The following is a 17461-nucleotide window of genomic DNA, read 5'->3' as shown; positions in this document are numbered from 1 at the left end:
CACCCACCCTCCGCCCCAGGACCTGCCGTGCGCGAAACCACCACGCCTGGCGTGCTGGAAGGCAGGCGGCCGGGCGTGGTTCGCCGGACGCTCCACGAACTTTGCTGTCCCGAGGGCTTTACAAAATCTGGGCGGACTCCCAACATGTTCGTAAATCGGTCAAGAAGCGCTTGTAAAGGGACCCGCATGGGGCGGGCCCGGTGACCGACGCAGGGCGTCCAAGGGGACGCGAGCCGTCACAGGCCGTACACCCCGTGAATGGAGCGCCGAGGAGCCGGACATGAGCCACGACGAGAGCACGTACCTGGACGAGGGGTTGGACGACCTGGAGCTGTCCGCGACGGGTGAACACGGCCGTTCGGTTCCGCTGGACTCCACGGATGACCGGCGCTGGGCCCATCTGGATGAAGAGGCCTGGGGCGGCTGGCACGTGGCGGAGTGACGCCCTGCCCCCGCGGCCCGTGGCCTGCGCGGGGGCCTTCGTTGTCGAACCTGTCGGACTGTCGGACAGGTTCGCGGGACTGGCACTCCCGGACGCTGATGCAGTGCGCTGGACGCCGTGACGCTCCCCGCCCAAGGCCGGGTCGAGCCCCGCGGCGGGGTCCCCGGAATGACCGGTGTCGGACCGCCAAAAGTAAATCCGTAAAGCGCTGAACGAATCTGCCGAACTCCGCGCGTTTGTAGGTGACGCAGGGCGTCCCGAGACGCGCCGGGTGGGTGATCGCCGGTGCTCCGGAGGCCAGGGGTTGGTCGGGCCGGACACGTTGCTTTCACGACCGGAAACCCGACATCCTCCGGGAACCAGCGACAGGACTTCCGGGCGGACGCGGGCCCGTGCAGGGGCGTCCGGGGCCAGGGGGTCGTCGCGACGGCAATCGCGAAGAGCAGGATGGGCCCACCCACCATGCGGGAGTGCGGATGAAGCAGACGGCCTGGGCAGTGGAGCGCGACGCGGAGGGCGGCCGCGAAGTGCTGCTGCTGGTGACCCTGGAGGCCGAAGCGGAGACGCCTCGGGCCCCGGTGGCGGTGAACCTGGTCATCGACCGCAGCGCGTCCATGCGGGGCGCGCCGCTGGCGGCGGCGGTGGAGGCGGCGCGCGCGCTGGTGGAGCGGGCGGGGCCCAAGGACTACGTGGGCCTGCTCACCTTCGACGCGGACGCGGAGCAGGTGCTGCCCGTGCGCGCCATGGAGCCGGGCGCGAAGTCGGCCTTCCTGAAGACGCTGTCCCGCCTGGACTCGGGTGAAGGCACCGCGCTGCACGAGGCCGTGGAGAACGGCGCGGAGGCCGTGCGGCGCGTGCTGGTGCCGGGCGCCCGGCCGCAGCTGCTGATGCTCACGGACGGCGAGCCCTCCGTGGGGCCCACCGCGCTGGGCGAGTTCAAGGTGCTGGGCCAGCGGGTGCACGACTCCGGCGTGGCGCTGCACGCGCTGGGGCTGGGCAAGCACTACCTGCCAGAGATTCTGGAGGCCCTCACCGGTCCGTCCGGCACGGGCTTCACGCACGTGGACGACGCGGAGGGGCTGCCGCTGGCGGTGGGCGCGCTGGGCGCGGAGCTGTTCGGCGAGGTGGTGGCGGACGCGCGCGTGTACGTGCTGCCCACGGGCTTCGCGGAGCTGCGCTGCCGTCACCGCTACCCGTCGCGCGTGGAGGGGGACGCGATGAGCGCCGCGCTGGGGGCGGTGTCGCACGCGTTCCCGCGCCGCGTCCTCTTCGCGGGCGGGCTGGAGAAGGGCGACTGGAACCTCACCGTCACCGCTTCGTACACGGAGCACGGCGACACCCGGCGGCTGTCCGTGCCGGTGACGCGCCTGTTGCCGGAGAGCGACGAGGGCCGCTTCGTGCGCGCGGTGTCCGCGGAGCTGGAGCTGGTCTCCCACGAGGCCGCCGCCTGGAAGGCGCTCTCCCGCCGTCAGCAGGACGCGGCCGAGCGGGCGCTCGAGGGCGCGGACAAGGGGCTCTACAAGCTGGCCCGCCTGGGCTCCGCGGAGGTCCCCGCGCAGCGGCACGTGGACCGGCTGGCGGACCTGCGCCGAGCGGTGGAGCGCCGGGCGGCCCAGCCGTCCGCCCTGGGAGTGCGCCGGGCGCAGTCGGAGGTGTCGCGCATCACCATGAGCCGCATCGGGCCGGCGCTCCCGGCCGCGGTGAATGTGGGTCCGCCTCCGAGGCCGGCCCTGCCCGCGAAGGCGAACGGCGGTGCGCCCCCGGCGGGCACGCTGGACGGCGCGGCGCTGCTGCCCTGGAAGACGGGCAACACCGAGCCGTAACCGCCCGGAGTCCTTGAGCGTACGGGGAAGGCGCGGAGGCCCGGGTGGCCCCTGACGCCGGGCGTGCGGGCATGCGGAATGCCCGGCTGCCCGGAAGGTTGAGTGCATCCTGTGGGGACGCATCCCAGGTAGCACGGCGTTTCCAGGTGGATTAACGGGAGTCGAATGACGCATCCGTGGAGCAAGAGGTCTGGAAGCCGGCTCGGTGGGCTGGGCGTGGTGGGCGCGTTGCTGTTGGCGACGTGGGCCCAGGCCGCGCTGCCGCCGACCGCCGTGGGCAGCACCGCGCCGGACGAGGGTGACCCTCGCCTGGAGGGTGCGCTGCTCCTGGACGCCACGCAGGTGAAGGCGGGCGGCGACTTCCGCGTGGGCGTGCGCCTCAGGATGGACCCGGAGTGGCACGTCTACTGGAAGAACCCGGGCGACTCCGGCCTGGCCACGGATGTGTCGTGGGACATCCCGGGCGTCACGGTGGGCGAGCTGCGCTGGCCCTTCCCCAGCACGTTCCGCACGCCGGACGGCTTCATCACCACGCACGGCTACCACGACGAGGTGCTGCTGTTCGCGCCCGCGCATGTGGCGCAGAACGCCTCGGGCACGCTGAACGTGTCGGCGGCGGTGGACGCGCTCGCGTGCAAGGTGCACTGCATCCCCGCGCAGCTGGTGCTGACGCGCACGCTGCCGGTGGGGCCGGAGACGGTGACGGATCCGGAGTTCGCGACGCAGTTCGACGCCGCGCAGGCCCAGGTGCCGGCGCCGGTGGATGCGCAAGGCGCGCCGCGCGTGGCCCTGGCGCTGGACGGCACGACGCTGACGGCGGGCAAGCCGTTCACCGGCAAGCTCACGGTGACGGCGGCGGACGGCAAGCCGTTCGCGGGTGACGTGGAGGGTGACTTCTTCGTGCCCGGCCGCATCCTGGGTGTGGACACTGTGAAGCTGAAGCAGACGGCGCCGGGGACATTCGCGCTGGAGGGCCAGGCGTCGTCGGTGGTGCCGAAGGGCGAGCCCCGGCTCACGGGCGCGCTGCGCCTGGGCACGAAGGCCACGGGCTTCACGGCGGTGGACGTGGACACGGCGCTCGCGCCGATGGTGGCGGCGGCCGGCGCGGCGGCGGGCCCCGCGCCCCTGAAGGTTCCGTCGGTGAAGGACGCGGTGGGCAAGGTGCAGCCCGCGGCGGCGGCGCCGGTGGCGTCGGGCGAGTCCCCGCTGGGGCTGGGCGTCGCGCTGCTGTTCGCGTTCCTGGGCGGCGCGCTGCTCAACCTGATGCCGTGCGTGTTCCCGGTGCTGGCGCTCAAGGCGTACGGCTTCACGCGGATGGTGCAGGAGGAGAAGGGCAAGGTGGCGCCGCACGCGGCGGCGTACGCGGGCGGCATCCTGGCGACGATGCTGCTGCTCGCGGGCGCGGTGCTGGCGGTGCGCGCGGGCGGTGCCAGCGTGGGCTGGGGCTTCCAGTTCCAGGAGCCGCTGTTCGTCGCGGGTGTGAGCGCGGTGCTGGTGGCGTTCGCGCTCAACCTCTTCGGTGTCTACACGCTGGGCGCGGACGGCACGGCGCTCGCGGGCAAGGTGGACCAGAGCCACGGCCTGATGCGCAGCGCGGGCGAGGGTGTGCTCGCGGTGGTGCTGGCGACGCCGTGTTCGGCGCCGCTGTTGGGCACGGCGGTGGGCTTCGCGTTCGCGGCGGGCCCGGCTACGGTGGTGGCGGTGTTCATGGCGCTGGGGTTGGGTCTGGCATTGCCCTTCTGCCTGCTGGTGCTGGTGCCGGGGCTGGCGAAGCGGCTGCCCAAGCCGGGCATGTGGATGGAGCGCGGCAAGCAGGTCCTGGGCTTCGCGCTCTTGGGCACGACGGTGTGGCTGGTGTGGGTGATGGGCGGGCTGGCCGGCGTGGACGGCATGGCGCGGCTGTTGGCGTTCCTCATCGCGGTGGGCCTGGTCACGTGGCTGTACGGCCAGTCGCAGGGTCTGGAGGGTGGGCGCCGGGGCGTGACGGTGGCGCTGGCGGTGCTCGTGCTGGTGGGCGCGGGCGCGGTGGCGCTGCGCTTCGAGGAGGCGCAGGCGTCCGTGGAGACGCGCGGCGCGGCGGTGGCGTCTCACGGTGGCGCGCAGGCGTGGGACGAGGCGGCGGTGACGGCGGCGCTGGCGGCGGGGCAGCCGGTGTTCGTGGACTTCACGGCGGACTGGTGCCTCACGTGCAAGTTCAACGAGCGCACCGTGCTGTCGCGCGACGATGTGCGGCAGGCGTTCCTGAAGCACAACGTGGCGTTCTTCGTGGCGGACTGGACGCGGCGGGACGCGCGCATCACCACGAAGCTGGCGGAGCATGGCCGCGCGGGCGTGCCCATGTACCTGGTGCTGAGCCCGGGCGCGCCGGACAAGCCGGAGGTGCTCAACGAGTTGCTCACCGCGGACAGCGTCATCCAGGCGGTGCAGCGCGCGGCGGAGTGTGGGTCGCCGCTGAAGGGTGGCTCGGTGGTGTGTGCCCGGCCTTGAGCCGGGAGTGAAGTGGCGGCAGGGCTGTTCGTTGCGCGGCGTTCAACTCATTGGAGGTTCCGTCATGAAGCAGGTCTTCAAGGCTCTCGCTCTCACCGCGGCTTTCGTTTCCGCTCCTGTCTTCGCGGCTGACACCGCGGAGGTGGGCAAGCCCGCTCCGGCGTTCACGCTGAAGGACGAGGCGGGCAAGGCCCACTCGCTGTCCGAGTACAAGGGCAAGGTGGTGGTGCTCGAGTGGACGAACCCGGAGTGCCCGTTCGTGAAGCGGCACTACGAGGCCAAGACGATGCAGAACACGCAGAAGGGCTTCGACGCGAAGAAAGTGGTGTGGCTGACGGTGGACTCGTCCTCCACGCACAACGCGAAGAGCGCCGCGGACTGGAAGAAGAAGGAGGGCTTCAGCCAGGCGGTGCTACTGGACACGGACGGAGCGGTGGGCAAGAGCTACGCGGCGAAGACGACGCCGCACATGTACGTCATCGACGGTGAGGGCGTGGTCCGCTACGCGGGCGCCATCGACAACGACCCGCGCGGCAAGGAAGCCACCAAGGTGAACTACGTGCAGACGGCGGTGGACGCGCTCCTCAACGGCAAGCAGGTGGCGACCCCGACCTCCGAGCCGTACGGCTGCTCCGTGAAGTACAAGAGCTGAGCCGCTGTCCGTCGTGAGGTTTGAAGGCCCGTGTCCCTGCGAGGGGACGCGGGCTTTTTCGAAGTTGACGTTGTCCTTTTTCTTCGGGAAATTTCGTACCACCATGCCCGCCGCCGTCCATCCCGTGCTGGAGCCGGGCCGCGTCTATCGGACGAAGGAGCTGGCCACGTGGGGCGCGAATGCGCCTCGGCTGGCCCGGCGATTGGTGGACGAGGGCGTGCTGATTCCCCTGGCGCATGGGCTCTACGCCTGTCCGAAGCGGGGACGCTTCGGCGTGGTGGCCCCGTCCGATGAAGCGATCATGAAGGCGTTCCTGGAGGGCAGCCCGTTCGTCTTCACCGGGCCTGACCGATGGAACGCGCTCGGGTTGGGGGCCACGGCGGTCTTCGCTTCGGCGCTCGTCTACAACACGAAGCGCTCGGGTCGCTTCGAGTTGGGGGGCAGGACCTTCGAGCTGCGGCGGGTCGCCTTCCCCCAACCCCCGACGCTGGAATGGTTCGTGGTGGATCTCTTCGAAAACGCCGGGAGTGCCGGCGTCACGCCCGCTGGGTTGACGCGTGCATTGATGCGCGCACTGAAGCGAGGCGCGTTCGATGCCCGGCGGCTCGGGGAGATGTCTGACCGGTTTGGTAGGCAGAGCACGCGTGAGTGGATCCACGAAGCGATCCGCTCTGCCTCTGCATGACCTTCATCCACGACGACCCCGAATTCGATCAACTGCTGCGAATCGTCGCCGACAAAAGGCGGCTCTCCCTGGGCCTCACAGAGAAGGACTACTGGGTCACCCATACGCTATGGGCCCTTCATGACGCGGGCTTTGATGTCTGGTTCAAAGGCGGCACGTCGCTCTCGAAGGGCTTCTCGCTCATCCAGCGGTTCTCGGAAGACCTGGACCTCAAGCTGGAGGCAGGGTCGGTCGAGCTTCCCCAGGTGACGGATTGGAGCCGCACCGGAGCAGGAGCGACGAAGGCCCGCCGGGCGTACTTCGAGGCCTTGTCCGAGCGCATCCAGGTTCCCGGGGCACGGACGGAGCTGGATATCGACGGAGCGGATCGGTACTGGCGCTCTGCCAGCGTGCGCATCCTGTATCCGGCGCAGCACCTGGGCGGCATGGTGGGAATCCTGCGTCCCTTCGTCCTCCTGGAAGTTGGCAATGCGCGGGTGACGCCCTTTGTCCGGCGCGACATGGCGTCATTCGTCCACGAAGAGCTTGAGGCCCAGCATCAGTTGGCGGACTTCAAGGACAACCGCCCCAGGGCCGTGCGGTGCGTTCATCCCTTGGTCACGCTGTTGGAAAAGGTGGATGCCATCCAGCGCCGGCTCCAGAAGGAGCCGCTGGAGCCTGCCACCTTCGTGCGCCACTACGAGGATGCGGCACGGATCATCGCCGCCGAGGATGCGCTACCGCCTCTTGCTGACTACCCAGACGTCCGTGCGCTGGCCGAGGAGATGATCCGGCAGAAGCAGATCGCGACGCCTCCTTCCGGTCATGCTCGGCACTTCCTCCCAGAGGGTGACGGCACCGCGGCCATCCAAGCCGCCTTCGAGGCGATTGCCCCGATGTTCTGGGGGCCGCGTCAGACGCTGGATGAAGCCGTGGCGGCCCTCTGTGCCTGGCTCACCCGGTTTCATTCCGCGCCGCGGTGGGCGTAGTCCGGGCCCAGGCCTTCGATGCGGTAGGTGTTGCCGGGGTAGGTGCGGTTGAGCGTCGTCTCCAGGGTCGACGGGTAGCGCTCCAGGGAGACGTGGCGTTTGACGCGCTTGCGCAGCTTGAGGGCGCCTCGGACCAGCCCGCCCACCCAGGCGGGTGGGGATTCGAACTGGATGGCGGGCAGCAGGCGCGGCGGCACCAGGCTGAGGCTGATGGGCGCGACCAGTGGACGCAGCGGGCGCGGCACCCAGCCGGCGAGGATGTCCACGGTGGACTGGGCCACGCGGTGGCTGGCCTCGTCGGGGACGAACTCGCGCGCCTCGTAGTCGCGGATGAAGGCGTCGTAAGCGGGCTTGTCCTCGGGGATGTCCTTCAGGCCCATGCGGCGGCCGATTTCGCACCAGTAATGGAACCAGGCCTCTTGCTCGTGCTGGGTGAACGGGCGCCAGCCGAACTCCTGCATCCACTGGATGGGGAAGTCGATGAACGTCCACAGCACGAAGAGGAAGTCCTCGTTCGGGATGCGGAAGAAGGAATGGATGTGGTTCATCTGCTCCAGCGAGCGGCGTCCATCCTCGCCCTCCCAGCCGCACTCCATGAACCGCGCGATGAGCAGCCGCGTGTCGTCGTAGCGCTTCTGGCCTCGCTTGTTGAACTCACCCGTGCGGTCCAGGAGGCGTGAGACGGAGCGGCTGCCGTACGTGTGGAAGAGGGCGATCTCCGTGGACCGCACGATGTCGAAGGGGAACTCGTAGTTGGTCAGCAGGTGCACGATGCGCTGGCAGTCACGCAGTGCGTCCAGGGAGGCGATCTCCCGGCTCACTTCGGGCAGACGCGCTCGCCAGAACGGCTTCCGGTAGACGGGGCCGGGCACGCGAGCGGCGGATGGCTTTCCCGCGCCGCTGAAGGGACAGCTGGAGGGGACAGCGTCGGCCGAGTGGGTCATGGCGGGACGGCTCCGGGAAGCAAGGCGATTGGCGATGCTATCTCGCTTCGTGACGGCACGCCGTGCCCCCGCCGGCCCGTGTGTCGCATGCAGTGGCCTTGTCGGAGGATGGGACGCGCCGGACCTTGTCCTGGAGGGCAGGACATCCAGACAGGAGACGCGAACATGGCCAGCAACAAGGGGCCGCCGGTGAAGGGGCCCGAGCGTACGGATACCCACAGCGCGGAGGAACTGGAGCGTGAAGCCAGGCACCAGCGCCCGGGCACCGAACGGGGCGACGTGACGGACGAGGACGTGGGCGAGGACCGCATCCTCCAGAAAGGCATTGGCGGCTACGGCGCGCAGAAGGGCACGGAGCCCGCGAGGGAAGCGCCGCCGCTCAGCGACGACGGCGAACGGTAGCGTTACCCGTCTCGCGGTGGGCGAGGGCGCCGGGGAGCCGAGCCGCGGAAACCTGTCCGACAGTCGGACAGGTTTTGAGACCGCACCGGGCGGGAGGTGCACGGCCTGGAGGCCTGGGGCCTAGAGTGCCGACATGGCCTCCGCCCGCCTCGTGCGTTCCTGCTGCGTCCTGATGCTGTTGTTCTTCGCGATGCCAGGGGTGGCGCAGGAGACACCTGCCCCGGATGCGCAGACATGGCTCGCGGAGCACAACGCGGAAGCGGTGCGCGTGAACCAGACCGCGATGGGCATCCTGTTCGGTTGGGCGGTGCTGAACATCGGTACGGGCGTCGCCGGGCACTTCGCGAGCGAGGGCGAGACGCGGGCCTTCTTCCAGGCGAACGCGGCCTGGAACGTGGTGAACCTGGTCATCGCGGGGCTCGGGTATCACGGACAGGCGACGGCGGATCCGGCCTCGTGGGACCTGGCGCGCAGCCTGTCCGAAGGGCAGCGGATGGAGAAGTTGCTGCTCTTCAACGCGGGCCTGGACGTGGGCTACATCGCCTTCGGCGGGTTTCTGTGGGAGCGCGGGCTGCGCAAGGACTCGGAGCGCCTGCGGGGCTGGGGCAAGAGCGTGCTCGTGCAGGGCGCGTTCCTGTTGGTGTTCGACGGCGTGCTGACGTTCCTCAACGCGAAGCTGAACGGGGAACTCACGGCGCGCCTGGTGCCCGCGCCGGACGGGGTGGGCTTGATGCTGACGTGGCCGTGAGCCTCAGACGCGCGCGTGCCATTCGAGCCCGCCGGGCAGGGGCCGTGCCGCGAACTCCAGGTGGATGACCCGACGGTGCGCGGGGACGCGTGCCGGTGACGAGGCGTGCAGCAGCAGGGGCCGCATCACCAGCAGGCCGCAGAGGGGCACGAGGCAGTCCACGGGGGGAGTTCGTTCGAGCCGGCCTGGGATGCTCGAAGAGGACAGACGGCCTTCACGGTGTGAGCCCGCGAGCACGCGCACGGGGCCGTTGTCCTCTCCGCAGTCGTCCAGGTGGACGCGCACCGCGACCATGTCCTCCAGGACGGACGTGGGGGGCTGCACGCAGGGCACACCGGCCTTCTCCGACCAGGGACCGAAGCCGGGCACGTCGCGGCGCTCGCGCACGGCGACGGTGAGGTCCTGGTGCCAGATGACCTTCCAGTTCGCGTCCGGCGTCTTGTCGAACAGCAGGCCTCGCACCGCGAAGCAGTGCGGGCCCAGGACGGACTCCGCGGCTTCGCGCACCGGACCTGAGCGGGCCAGTTCACGGACGGCGGGCACGTTCTCCAGCAGGTTTCGCACGCCGCCTCGCCGCCGGGAGGTCGCGGCTTCTTCATTCACGGGACGCAGGGCCTGGAGCAGCGCATCCGCGGTGGCGGGCGTGATGCCGTGCGGGAGGATGGCGAAGCCCTGGCGCTCGATGCGCGTGGCCAGTTCCTCCGAAGCCATGTCGTGCGCCCTCGCTGAGGACATCGTGGAGCGCAGCATAACGGGCGCACGGTTCCACGCGGCATACCCGCCCGGTGGAACCGGAGCCCGGAAGGCTCAGGCCGCCACCGGCTCGCGGCGGTGGCGGGCCCGGGCGGAGACGTCCTTGCGGCGGCCCTTGCGCAGCACGTCCAGGTGCACCTCTTCCTCGGAGGCGAGCGCCATCAGCCGTTGCAGGTCGTCCACGCTGTTGACCGGCCGGCTGTTGATGCCGAGCAGCAGGTCGTCCGGCTGGAGACCGGCGTCGTCCGCGGGCGTGCCCTCCTGCACCTTCAACACGCGCACGGCTCGCGGCTGGCCGGTGTCCTTCGCGAGCGCGGGCTCCAGGTTCACCGCCGTGGCGGCGATGCCCAGGAACTTCCGGTCCACCCGGCCGCGCTGGATGAGCAGGCTCGCGACCCAGGCCGCCGTGGTGGCGCTCACCGCGAAACCAATCCCCTGCGCGAACGGCAGCACCAGCGTGTTGAGCCCCACCACGCGCCCTCGCGTGTCGAGCAACGGCCCGCCGGAGTTGCCCGGGTTGATGGCCGCGTCCGTCTGGAGCATCCCCTCCAGGATGACGCCGTCGGGCAGCGTGATGGAGCGGTTGATGGCGCTCACCACACCCAGCGACACCGACTGCTCCAGGCGGAAGGGATTGCCAATGGCCATCACCAACTGCCCCACCCGCACCGTCTCCGGATCCGCGAGCGGCAGCGTGGGGAAGTCATCGCCTTCCGCGCGCACCACAGCGAGGTCCGTGGGGGCATCCCCGCCCACCAGCGTGGCCCGGCGCTCCTCGCCGTTGTGGAGCTGCACGGTGAGGCGCTTGGGCGTGCGCATCACCACGTGCCGGTTGGTGAGCACGTAGCCGTCCGGCGTGAGGAACAGGCCGGTGCCGTGGCCGCGCGCGTGCTCCACGCCCACCACCGCCGGAGCCGCGCCGGCCACGAGTCCTTCCAGGTCATCCGAGAGTTGCTGCAACAGTTTCATCGCCGGCTCCTTTCAAGAACGCTTGCCCACGGTGATGGGCACCTCGCGCAGCTCGCCCGCGCGCAACACCTTCGCCGGGACGGACGTGCCCACCTTCTCGTCGCCCAGGTAGCCCAGCAGGTCCTCCACGCCGTGCAGCGACTGGCCGCCCAGGCTCACCAGCACGTCGCCCATCAGCAGCCCGGCCTTCTGTGCGGGCCCCTCCGGATCCACGGACAGCAGGATGAGGCCCGCCTTCGTGCCTTCGATTTCACGCGGCAGGCGCACCGGGTAGGCGCCCACGCCCAGGTATCCGCGGCGGATGCCTCCGTGCTCGCGCAGGGAGTTCGCCACGCGTGTCAGCGTGCCGCCGGGGAGCACGACCGCGGCGGTGCGGGAGAAGGCCGCCGTGGGGATGCCCAGGAAGCGGCCCTGCGCGTCCACCAGCGCGCCGCCGGAGAAGCCCGGAGGCAGGTCCGCGTCGGTCTCCAGGTAGCGGTCCACCTGTCCGCCCGCGTGCGTGCGCCAGTCGCCGCCGAACGCGCTGACGATGCCCAGCGTGGCCCGCGCCGTGCGCCCCGGCCGGCCGATGGCCAGGACGATGTTGCCCACCTTCACGTCATCGAGCGGCGCGGGCGCGAGCGCGGTAAGTCCACGGGCGTCGGCCTTGAGGAGCGCGAGGTCGGTGCTCGGGTCGCGACCGACGAGCTCGGCGGACACCGAGCGGCCGTCCGCGAGGCCCACCTGGATGGAGCCCTCGTGTTCGACCGCGTGGCTGGTGGTGAGGATGTGACCGTCGGCATCCCAGACGATGCCGCTGGCGCCCCGGCGACGGCGGGCCTCGACACGGACGAGGGAGGGAGCGATGCGCTCGACGACAGTGGAGATGGACTGCGAGAGGGACTGGAGGGCGTCGGTGGACATGGCGTGTTCCTTTCGAGCCTGAAACTAAAGGGCTCGAAATCGCGCCACATCGGCGGACCGGGCAGGACGGTGACCTACCCGTTCGGGCAGGAAGCCTCTCCTTCCGGTCAGGACCCCGGCTTTTCGAGCAGGGCTCCACCCGGACCGAAGCCCAGGGACAGGCACAGCACGCGGCGTCCCTTCACCTGGGGGGCCCGTCGCGCGGATTCGGCCGCCAGCTCCGCGTCGTTGAGCACGAGCACCGGGCCTCCCGTGTCCGGCAGGCCCGCGTGGGCGAGGATGTCCGGGACCAGGGAGGCCGTGCCCTCGAAGCCGTAGGTGCAGCCTCCGGGCATCAGGGCCTCATCCAGCGGACACGGCAATGCCAGACACAGCGCGTCCGGAGGCTCGCGGCTGTCCTCCGCGAGGAACGTCCGCAGCGCTCCCGCGATGAATGCCACCGTGTCCCGGATGTGGTGGCCGTCCGCCGGACGCGGCTGGCCGATGAACAGCGGGGGCAGGGTGGAGAGGTTCCGTTCAACGACGCGCGTGGCGCCGGCACGCGCGAGCTTGATGCTCGTCTGGCCCACGTCCACGCAGAGTGGGCTTCGCGCACCACTGGCTTCCAGCATGCGCAGCCCCGCGCGCACAGGAGCGAAGCGCGGTGACAGCGCGATGTGCACCGGGCAGCGCAGCGACGCCGTGGCATCCCTCAATGCGGCGGGAAAGCCGTCCAGCTCCGCCAGACCTCCACTCAGGTACGCCGCATCCGGCGCGTGCTTCTTCACCAGCAACGCGAGCGCCTCCGCCAGCGGAAGCATCATGCGGGCCGAGAGCGTGGCTCCGGGAACTCCCGCGCGCCGGTCGTCCTCCACCCACGGGGAACCCAACAGCTCCCACAGCTCACGGCCGAACACGGGCAGGTTCCACACCTCCAGTGGTGTGATCCCCTCAGGGCGATGCCGGCGAGGACTCCACCTGGCGGCGCTCACGTCACCAGCCCTGCGATGCGTTCAGCCGCGGTCCTCGCGCCATCGTGCGCGCGGTAGGAGCGGGAGATCTCCGCCACGCGGTCGCGCATCGGCGACTCCGGTGCGAGCAGTTGCGCGATGGCCTCGCGGCACGACTCCATCGTGAGGGTCCTCGGGTCCCTCGCGAGCCCCGCTCCGGCCTTCTCCAGGAAGTGCGCCTGCACGGGCTGGTCGTTGCACACCGGGAGCAGCAGCATCGGCACTCCCGCCGTCATCGCCTCCATCACGGAGTTGGCGCCGCCGTGGGAGATGAACGCCGCCGCGCGCTCCAGCACCTGCCGCTGCGGCGTGTAGCGCACCGCCACCACGTCACCGGGCAGCGTGCTCGGGAAGTCCGTGTCCGCCAGCTCGCCCGCGCACAACACCAGCGTCACGTTGAAGGGCTTCGCGGCCTCCGCGATGAGGCGGAACAGCTCTGGCTGATACGAAATCTGACTGCCGAAGGACACGTACAGCACCGGCTTTTCGCCCAGGCGCTCCCAGGGGAAGGGCACCTCGTCACCCCGGGCCTCCGGCGGAATGGAGGGCCCCACCAGCAGCGTGTCCGGGGGCACTCCCGCGTCCGGGCCCAGGAAGGCCTCGGTGGCGAAGATGACGTTGAGCCGGGGCGACAGGCACTCGCAGGTGCGGAAGCGCGCGTCGAAGCCGTGACGGCGGAACAGGGCCTGACGGTCGTCCTTCAGCGCCCGCACGTTGCGCAGCAGGGGAATCTCCGGCCTTGGCTCCAACAGCGTGAGCGCGGAGGACACGCCCGCCCAGGGAATGCCCTCCGTGTGCGCCGCGAGCACCGCCGCGTACTGCATCCCGTCCAGCGCCATCACGTCGGGCCGGAAGGCGCGCACCACTTCGCGCACGGGCTCCAGGAGCGCGGGAGCCGCGTCCAGCAACAATCCCCGGATCCACCTTCCCAGCGCCACGTCATCGAGCACCAGCTTCGCCAGCGCTTCGCCTCCCGTCTCGATGCCCGGCGGCGTGGCTTCGGCGTGCGGCAGGCGCAGCACCTCCACGCCCAGGGACTCGAGCTGCGGCGCGGGTTCGGGGATGCACAGCCATCCGACGGTGTGCCCCAGGCGGCGCAGCCATTGGGCCACGCCGACCATCGGGTTGAGGTGGCCCTTCTCGGGAGACGTGGCGATGAGGACTCGGGACATTCAGGGGGGCGCCTTGGTGTGGGCCTGGAGCATGGCCAGGGACATGAGGCGCATCAACAACCGATCCATCGGTCCGGCCTGTGCGTCGTCGGGCGGCAGGCGGAAGTAGCGCTCCATCAATCCCAGCACCCCTTGCGTGTTGATGACCTGGAGGGAGTCCAGCCGCGAAGGGGAGAGCCAGGCGCGATACAGCTCCAGCCAGCGTGACCGCACGGGACTGGAGAGGGCGGTGTGCCCATACCGGGGCGTCTTGCGCGCGAGGCGGACCTCGTCCGGCACCAGCGACCGCACTGCGTGCCGGAACAGCCACTTGCCGAACCCATCCCTTTGCAGCACGGACTCCGGCAGGGCCAGCGCCACCCGCGCGAAGCCTTCATCCAGGTACGGCGTGCGGACCGTGAGCCCATGGGCCCGGGCGCCTCGCAGCTCGGGCGGGAGGATGAGTTCGGCCAGCACCCACTTCGCGTACCGCAGCTCCTCGGACGGGAGCGCATCCTCCTGCGGCAGCTCCCACGGCGCGGGCAGCGAGGCGAGCACGGTCCCCAGGTTGTCCACAGGGGGACCGCGCGGGGCGTGATCGCTGTTCCGGCGCTCGGAAACAGTCCTCAAGTTGTCCACAGGTGTGGAGTCCTCACGGCGTCCCACGGCTTGATCGGAACCGTCGTTTCCAGAGGGGAAATGCCCCGTGGATGGCTTTGATTCCTGATCGCCGTGCGGAGCCTCATCCAGGGGCCTCCCCGAGTTGTCCACAGCCCCCCGTGCCGCTCCGGGGGGCTCTTCATGATCGCGCGAGCCGGCTGGGAACGGCGCCCGCAAGTTGTCCACAGCCGCCATGGCTTCGAAGCCCAGGGCCCGCACGGCCAGCGTCCGGTCTTCATCCACGCGGGCCTTCGCGGAGGCGAGCGCGCCCGGGGTGCCCTGGAGCACTTCGTCCGCTCCCGCGCCGCTCAGGAGGACGGGGCCCGCGCCCTGCCGCCGGGCCTCCAGATAGAACACGTAGCTCGCCACGGCCCGGGCGTTGAGGATGGCCGTCTGGTTGGCGAGGACCGCGTGCTCGAACAGGTCCGGGAGCACGGTGTCAGGAATGAGCACGTCCACCAGCTCCGCGCCCGTCACCTTCGCCATCCGCCGCGCGTTGCTCCGCTCCACCGCGTCCGCGAAGTGCACGTCCATCGTCCACGCGCGCACCTTCCCCGGTGCGTGCCGCGCGGCCATCGCGCACAGGGCCGCGCTGTCCACCCCGCCGCTCAGGCTCACCTCGTGCGTGCCCGCTTCGACATGCGCCCGCACGGTGTCGGACCAGGCGGCCAGCAGCCGCGCCGCGAGCCCTTCCTCATCCCGCGCCTCCGCCTCCCGGATGACTCGCGGCAGCGCCACGCCGATGGGCTCCGTGTCTGGCCGCAGGTCCGCGTTGGACGCGCGGGCATGGAACAGCAGGTCGCTCACCGCCCGGGGAGACAGGCCACGCGCGGGAGACACCTTGGGAGGTCGGGTCGGCATGCGGTCCGCATCATAGGGAGCTGGGAGTCGTCAGCGGAAAGTCAGGGAGGGTGCGATAACCCTCCTGGACAGCGCGAACAGGGAAGGGCGGGACATGAGGACGGATGCGGTGGACGTCGTGTTGCGGGAGCGCTTCGGGCTGGAGTCCTTCCGGCCCGGACAGCGCGAGGTGCTCACGGAGCTGCTCAAGCCCCACGGCTCCGCGCTCGCGGTGTTCCCCACGGGCGGCGGCAAGTCGCTGTGCTACCAGCTCCCCGCGCTGCTGCTCGAAGGGCTCACGGTGGTGGTGTCACCGCTCATCGCGTTGATGAAGGATCAGATCGACGCGCTGGAGCGGCGGGGCATCCGCGCCGCGCGGTTGGACTCCTCCCTGTCGCTGGAGGAGTCGCGCGAAGTGACGGAGTCCCTGCGAGACGGAACGCTGAAGCTCCTCTACGTGGCCCCCGAGCGCTTCAACAACGAGCGCTTCATGGGGCTCCTGAGTGAACTCCCCATCTCCCTCTTCGCGGTGGACGAAGCGCACTGCGTCTCCGAGTGGGGCCACAACTTCCGGCCGGACTACCTCAAGCTCGCGCAGGCGGCCCGCACGCTCCGGGCCGAGCGCATCCTGGCGCTCACCGCCACGGCCACGCCGCAAGTGGTGCACGACATCTGCGAGGGCTTCGGCATCCCGGAGTCGCAAGCGGTCGTCACCGGCTTCTACCGGAACAACCTCACGCTGGAGACCACGCCCACGGGGCCGGAGGCGCGCGATGCCCTGCTGGTGGAGCGGCTCAAGTCGCGCCCACCCGGCACCACCATCGTCTACGTCACGCTGCAGAAGACCGCGGAGCGCGTGGCGGCGCTCTTGAGTGCGGAGGGCCTGCCCGCCAGCGCCTACCACGCGGGCCTGGAGTCCGAGGATCGCGAGCGGGTGCAGGACGCGTGGACCCACTCCGCGGAGGGCATCGTCGTGGCGACCATCGCGTTCGGAATGGGCATCGACAAGGCGGACGTGCGCGCCGTGTATCACTACAACCTGCCCAAGGGCCTGGAGAGCTACAGCCAGGAGATCGGCCGCGCGGGCCGTGACGGCAAACCGTCCGTCGTGGAGTTGCTCGCGTGCCCGGACGACGTGCCCACGCTGGAGAACTTCGCGCTCGGGGACACGCCGCTGCCGGAGGCGCTGACCGCGCTGGTGAAGGAGTTGTTGTCCTCGGGGCCGGAGCTGCACCTGGACATGTACGCGCTGGGCAACCGCCATGACCTGCGGCCCCTGGTGCTGCGCACGGCGCTGACGTACCTGGAGCTGGAGGGTGTGCTGCGCCAGGGCACGCCGTTCTACGCGGGCTACAAGGTGCAGCCGGCGGGCTCGGTGGAAGCGCTCGTGGGGAAGTTCCAGGGGGAGCGCGCGCGCTTCGTGAAGGAGTTGTTCGCGCACGCGAAGAAGGGACGCACCTGGTACACGTTCGATCCTTCCGAAATCGCGAAGGCGCTGGGCCAGCCGCGAGATCGGGTGGTGAAGGCAATCGACTACTTCCAGGAGCAGGGCTACGCGGAGGTGCAGGTGGCGGAGCCGCGTCAGCGCTACACGCGGCTGCGCGAGCGCGAGGACACGAAGGCGCTCGTGGCCCTGTTGCAGGAGCGCTTCCAGAAGCGAGAGGTCCAGGAGGTGTCGCGGGTGCGCGACGTGCTCCGGCTCGTCACGCACGATGGCTGCCAGAGCAACGCACTGGTGGCCCACTTCGGCGAGCAGCGCGAAGCTCCGTGCGGCCACTGCACCTTCTGCCGCACGGGCGTGGCGCGCGTGCTGCCGCCGCCGCATCCACGGCTGGACCTGCGCGAACAGCTGGACGTGGCCACGTTCCGGTCGCTCGTCGCGAAGCATCCGGAGGCGCTGGGCCATCCCAGGCAGGCGGCCCGGTTCCTCTGCGGCCTGAGCAGTCCCGCGCTCTCCAAGGCGAAGCTCACCGGGCACAAGCTCTTCGGCACCCTGGCGGAGTGGCCGTTCGCCCAGGTGCTGACGTTCTGTGAAGGGCGGTGAA

16 protein-coding genes are annotated in these 17461 nt (G+C 70.5%); 9 read left to right on the top strand and 7 right to left on the bottom strand.

The window, feature by feature from the left end; genetic code table 11:
* The first annotated feature begins 280 nt into the window (after positions 1–280).
* The 6 genes from D7Y21_RS41770 to D7Y21_RS13135 all read left to right on the top strand — a co-directional run bounded on the left by D7Y21_RS41770 (position 281) and on the right by D7Y21_RS13135 (position 7057).
* A complete protein-coding gene (locus tag D7Y21_RS41770; protein ID WP_158619363.1) occupies positions 281–442 on the top strand; it encodes a hypothetical protein in 162 nt (53 codons plus the stop codon).
* A gap of 476 nt (positions 443–918) precedes the next feature.
* Positions 919–2265, top strand: coding sequence for a VWA domain-containing protein (locus tag D7Y21_RS13155; protein WP_121713495.1), 1347 nt, complete (start codon positions 919–921; stop codon positions 2263–2265).
* A 165-nt stretch (positions 2266–2430) separates the two neighbouring features.
* Positions 2431–4752: a protein-disulfide reductase DsbD gene (locus D7Y21_RS13150; RefSeq protein ID WP_121713493.1), complete on the top strand. Its 2322-nt coding sequence runs from the start codon at positions 2431–2433 to the stop codon at positions 4750–4752.
* 64 nt (positions 4753–4816) lie between these two features.
* On the top strand, positions 4817–5404 hold the full coding sequence (locus tag D7Y21_RS13145; protein ID WP_121713491.1) for a redoxin domain-containing protein: 588 nt from the start codon (positions 4817–4819) through the stop codon (positions 5402–5404).
* Positions 5405–5474: 70 nt separating this feature from the next.
* A complete protein-coding gene (locus D7Y21_RS13140; protein ID WP_233612081.1) occupies positions 5475–6089 on the top strand; it encodes a hypothetical protein in 615 nt (204 codons plus the stop codon).
* The gene (locus D7Y21_RS13135) at positions 6086–7057 is read left to right on the top strand and encodes a nucleotidyl transferase AbiEii/AbiGii toxin family protein (RefSeq protein ID WP_121713487.1); all 972 of its coding nucleotides are present in this window, start codon (positions 6086–6088) and stop codon (positions 7055–7057) included. The genes D7Y21_RS13140 and D7Y21_RS13135 overlap by 4 nt, the downstream gene beginning before the upstream one ends.
* Here D7Y21_RS13135 and D7Y21_RS13130 read toward each other — a convergent pair.
* The gene (locus D7Y21_RS13130; protein WP_121713485.1) at positions 7033–8001 is read right to left on the bottom strand and encodes an oxygenase MpaB family protein; all 969 of its coding nucleotides are present in this window, start codon (positions 7999–8001) and stop codon (positions 7033–7035) included. The genes D7Y21_RS13135 and D7Y21_RS13130 overlap by 25 nt on opposite strands.
* Positions 8002–8166: 165 nt before the next feature.
* Here D7Y21_RS13130 and D7Y21_RS13125 point away from each other — a divergent pair, with 165 nt between their 5' ends.
* Together D7Y21_RS13125 and D7Y21_RS13120 are read left to right on the top strand one after the other, a co-directional pair.
* Positions 8167–8403 (top strand): hypothetical protein, encoded by a 237-nt coding sequence (locus D7Y21_RS13125; RefSeq protein WP_120565340.1) that lies wholly within the window; start codon positions 8167–8169, stop codon positions 8401–8403.
* Positions 8404–8536: 133 nt separating this feature from the next.
* Positions 8537–9151 (top strand): hypothetical protein, encoded by a 615-nt coding sequence (locus D7Y21_RS13120; protein ID WP_121713483.1) that lies wholly within the window; start codon positions 8537–8539, stop codon positions 9149–9151.
* A 3-nt stretch (positions 9152–9154) separates the two neighbouring features.
* On the opposite strand, the gene D7Y21_RS13115 is transcribed toward D7Y21_RS13120, so the two are convergent.
* The 6 genes from D7Y21_RS13115 to D7Y21_RS13090 form a co-directional block, all read right to left on the bottom strand.
* Positions 9155–9862 carry a phytanoyl-CoA dioxygenase family protein gene (locus D7Y21_RS13115; protein WP_121713499.1) on the bottom strand — a complete coding sequence of 236 codons (708 nt, stop codon included), beginning with the start codon at positions 9860–9862 and terminating at the stop codon, positions 9155–9157.
* A 96-nt stretch (positions 9863–9958) separates the two neighbouring features.
* Positions 9959–10873 carry a S1C family serine protease gene (locus D7Y21_RS13110; RefSeq protein WP_120547197.1) on the bottom strand — a complete coding sequence of 305 codons (915 nt, stop codon included), beginning with the start codon at positions 10871–10873 and terminating at the stop codon, positions 9959–9961.
* 12 nt (positions 10874–10885) lie between these two features.
* A complete protein-coding gene (locus tag D7Y21_RS13105) occupies positions 10886–11776 on the bottom strand; it encodes a S1C family serine protease (protein WP_120565338.1) in 891 nt (296 codons plus the stop codon).
* A gap of 107 nt (positions 11777–11883) precedes the next feature.
* Positions 11884–12672, bottom strand: coding sequence for an ROK family protein (locus D7Y21_RS13100; protein WP_233612080.1), 789 nt, complete (start codon positions 12670–12672; stop codon positions 11884–11886).
* 71 nt (positions 12673–12743) lie between these two features.
* Positions 12744–13937 carry a glycosyltransferase gene (locus D7Y21_RS13095; protein ID WP_121713481.1) on the bottom strand — a complete coding sequence of 398 codons (1194 nt, stop codon included), beginning with the start codon at positions 13935–13937 and terminating at the stop codon, positions 12744–12746.
* Positions 13938–15437 carry an asparagine synthase C-terminal domain-containing protein gene (locus D7Y21_RS13090; RefSeq protein ID WP_121713479.1) on the bottom strand — a complete coding sequence of 500 codons (1500 nt, stop codon included), beginning with the start codon at positions 15435–15437 and terminating at the stop codon, positions 13938–13940.
* Between the two features lie 94 nt (positions 15438–15531).
* Here D7Y21_RS13090 and D7Y21_RS13085 point away from each other — a divergent pair, with 94 nt between their 5' ends.
* Entirely contained in the window at positions 15532–17460 is a 1929-nt protein-coding gene (locus tag D7Y21_RS13085) for an ATP-dependent DNA helicase RecQ (protein WP_121713477.1), read from the top strand.
* Position 17461: the final 1 nt, after the last annotated feature.

The sequence above is a fragment of the Corallococcus sp. AB045 genome (assembly GCF_003668895.1).
Taxonomy (GTDB): domain Bacteria; phylum Myxococcota; class Myxococcia; order Myxococcales; family Myxococcaceae; genus Corallococcus; species Corallococcus coralloides.
Note: the sequence above shows the minus strand (reverse complement) of the source record. Positions and strands in the feature narration are given on the sequence as shown.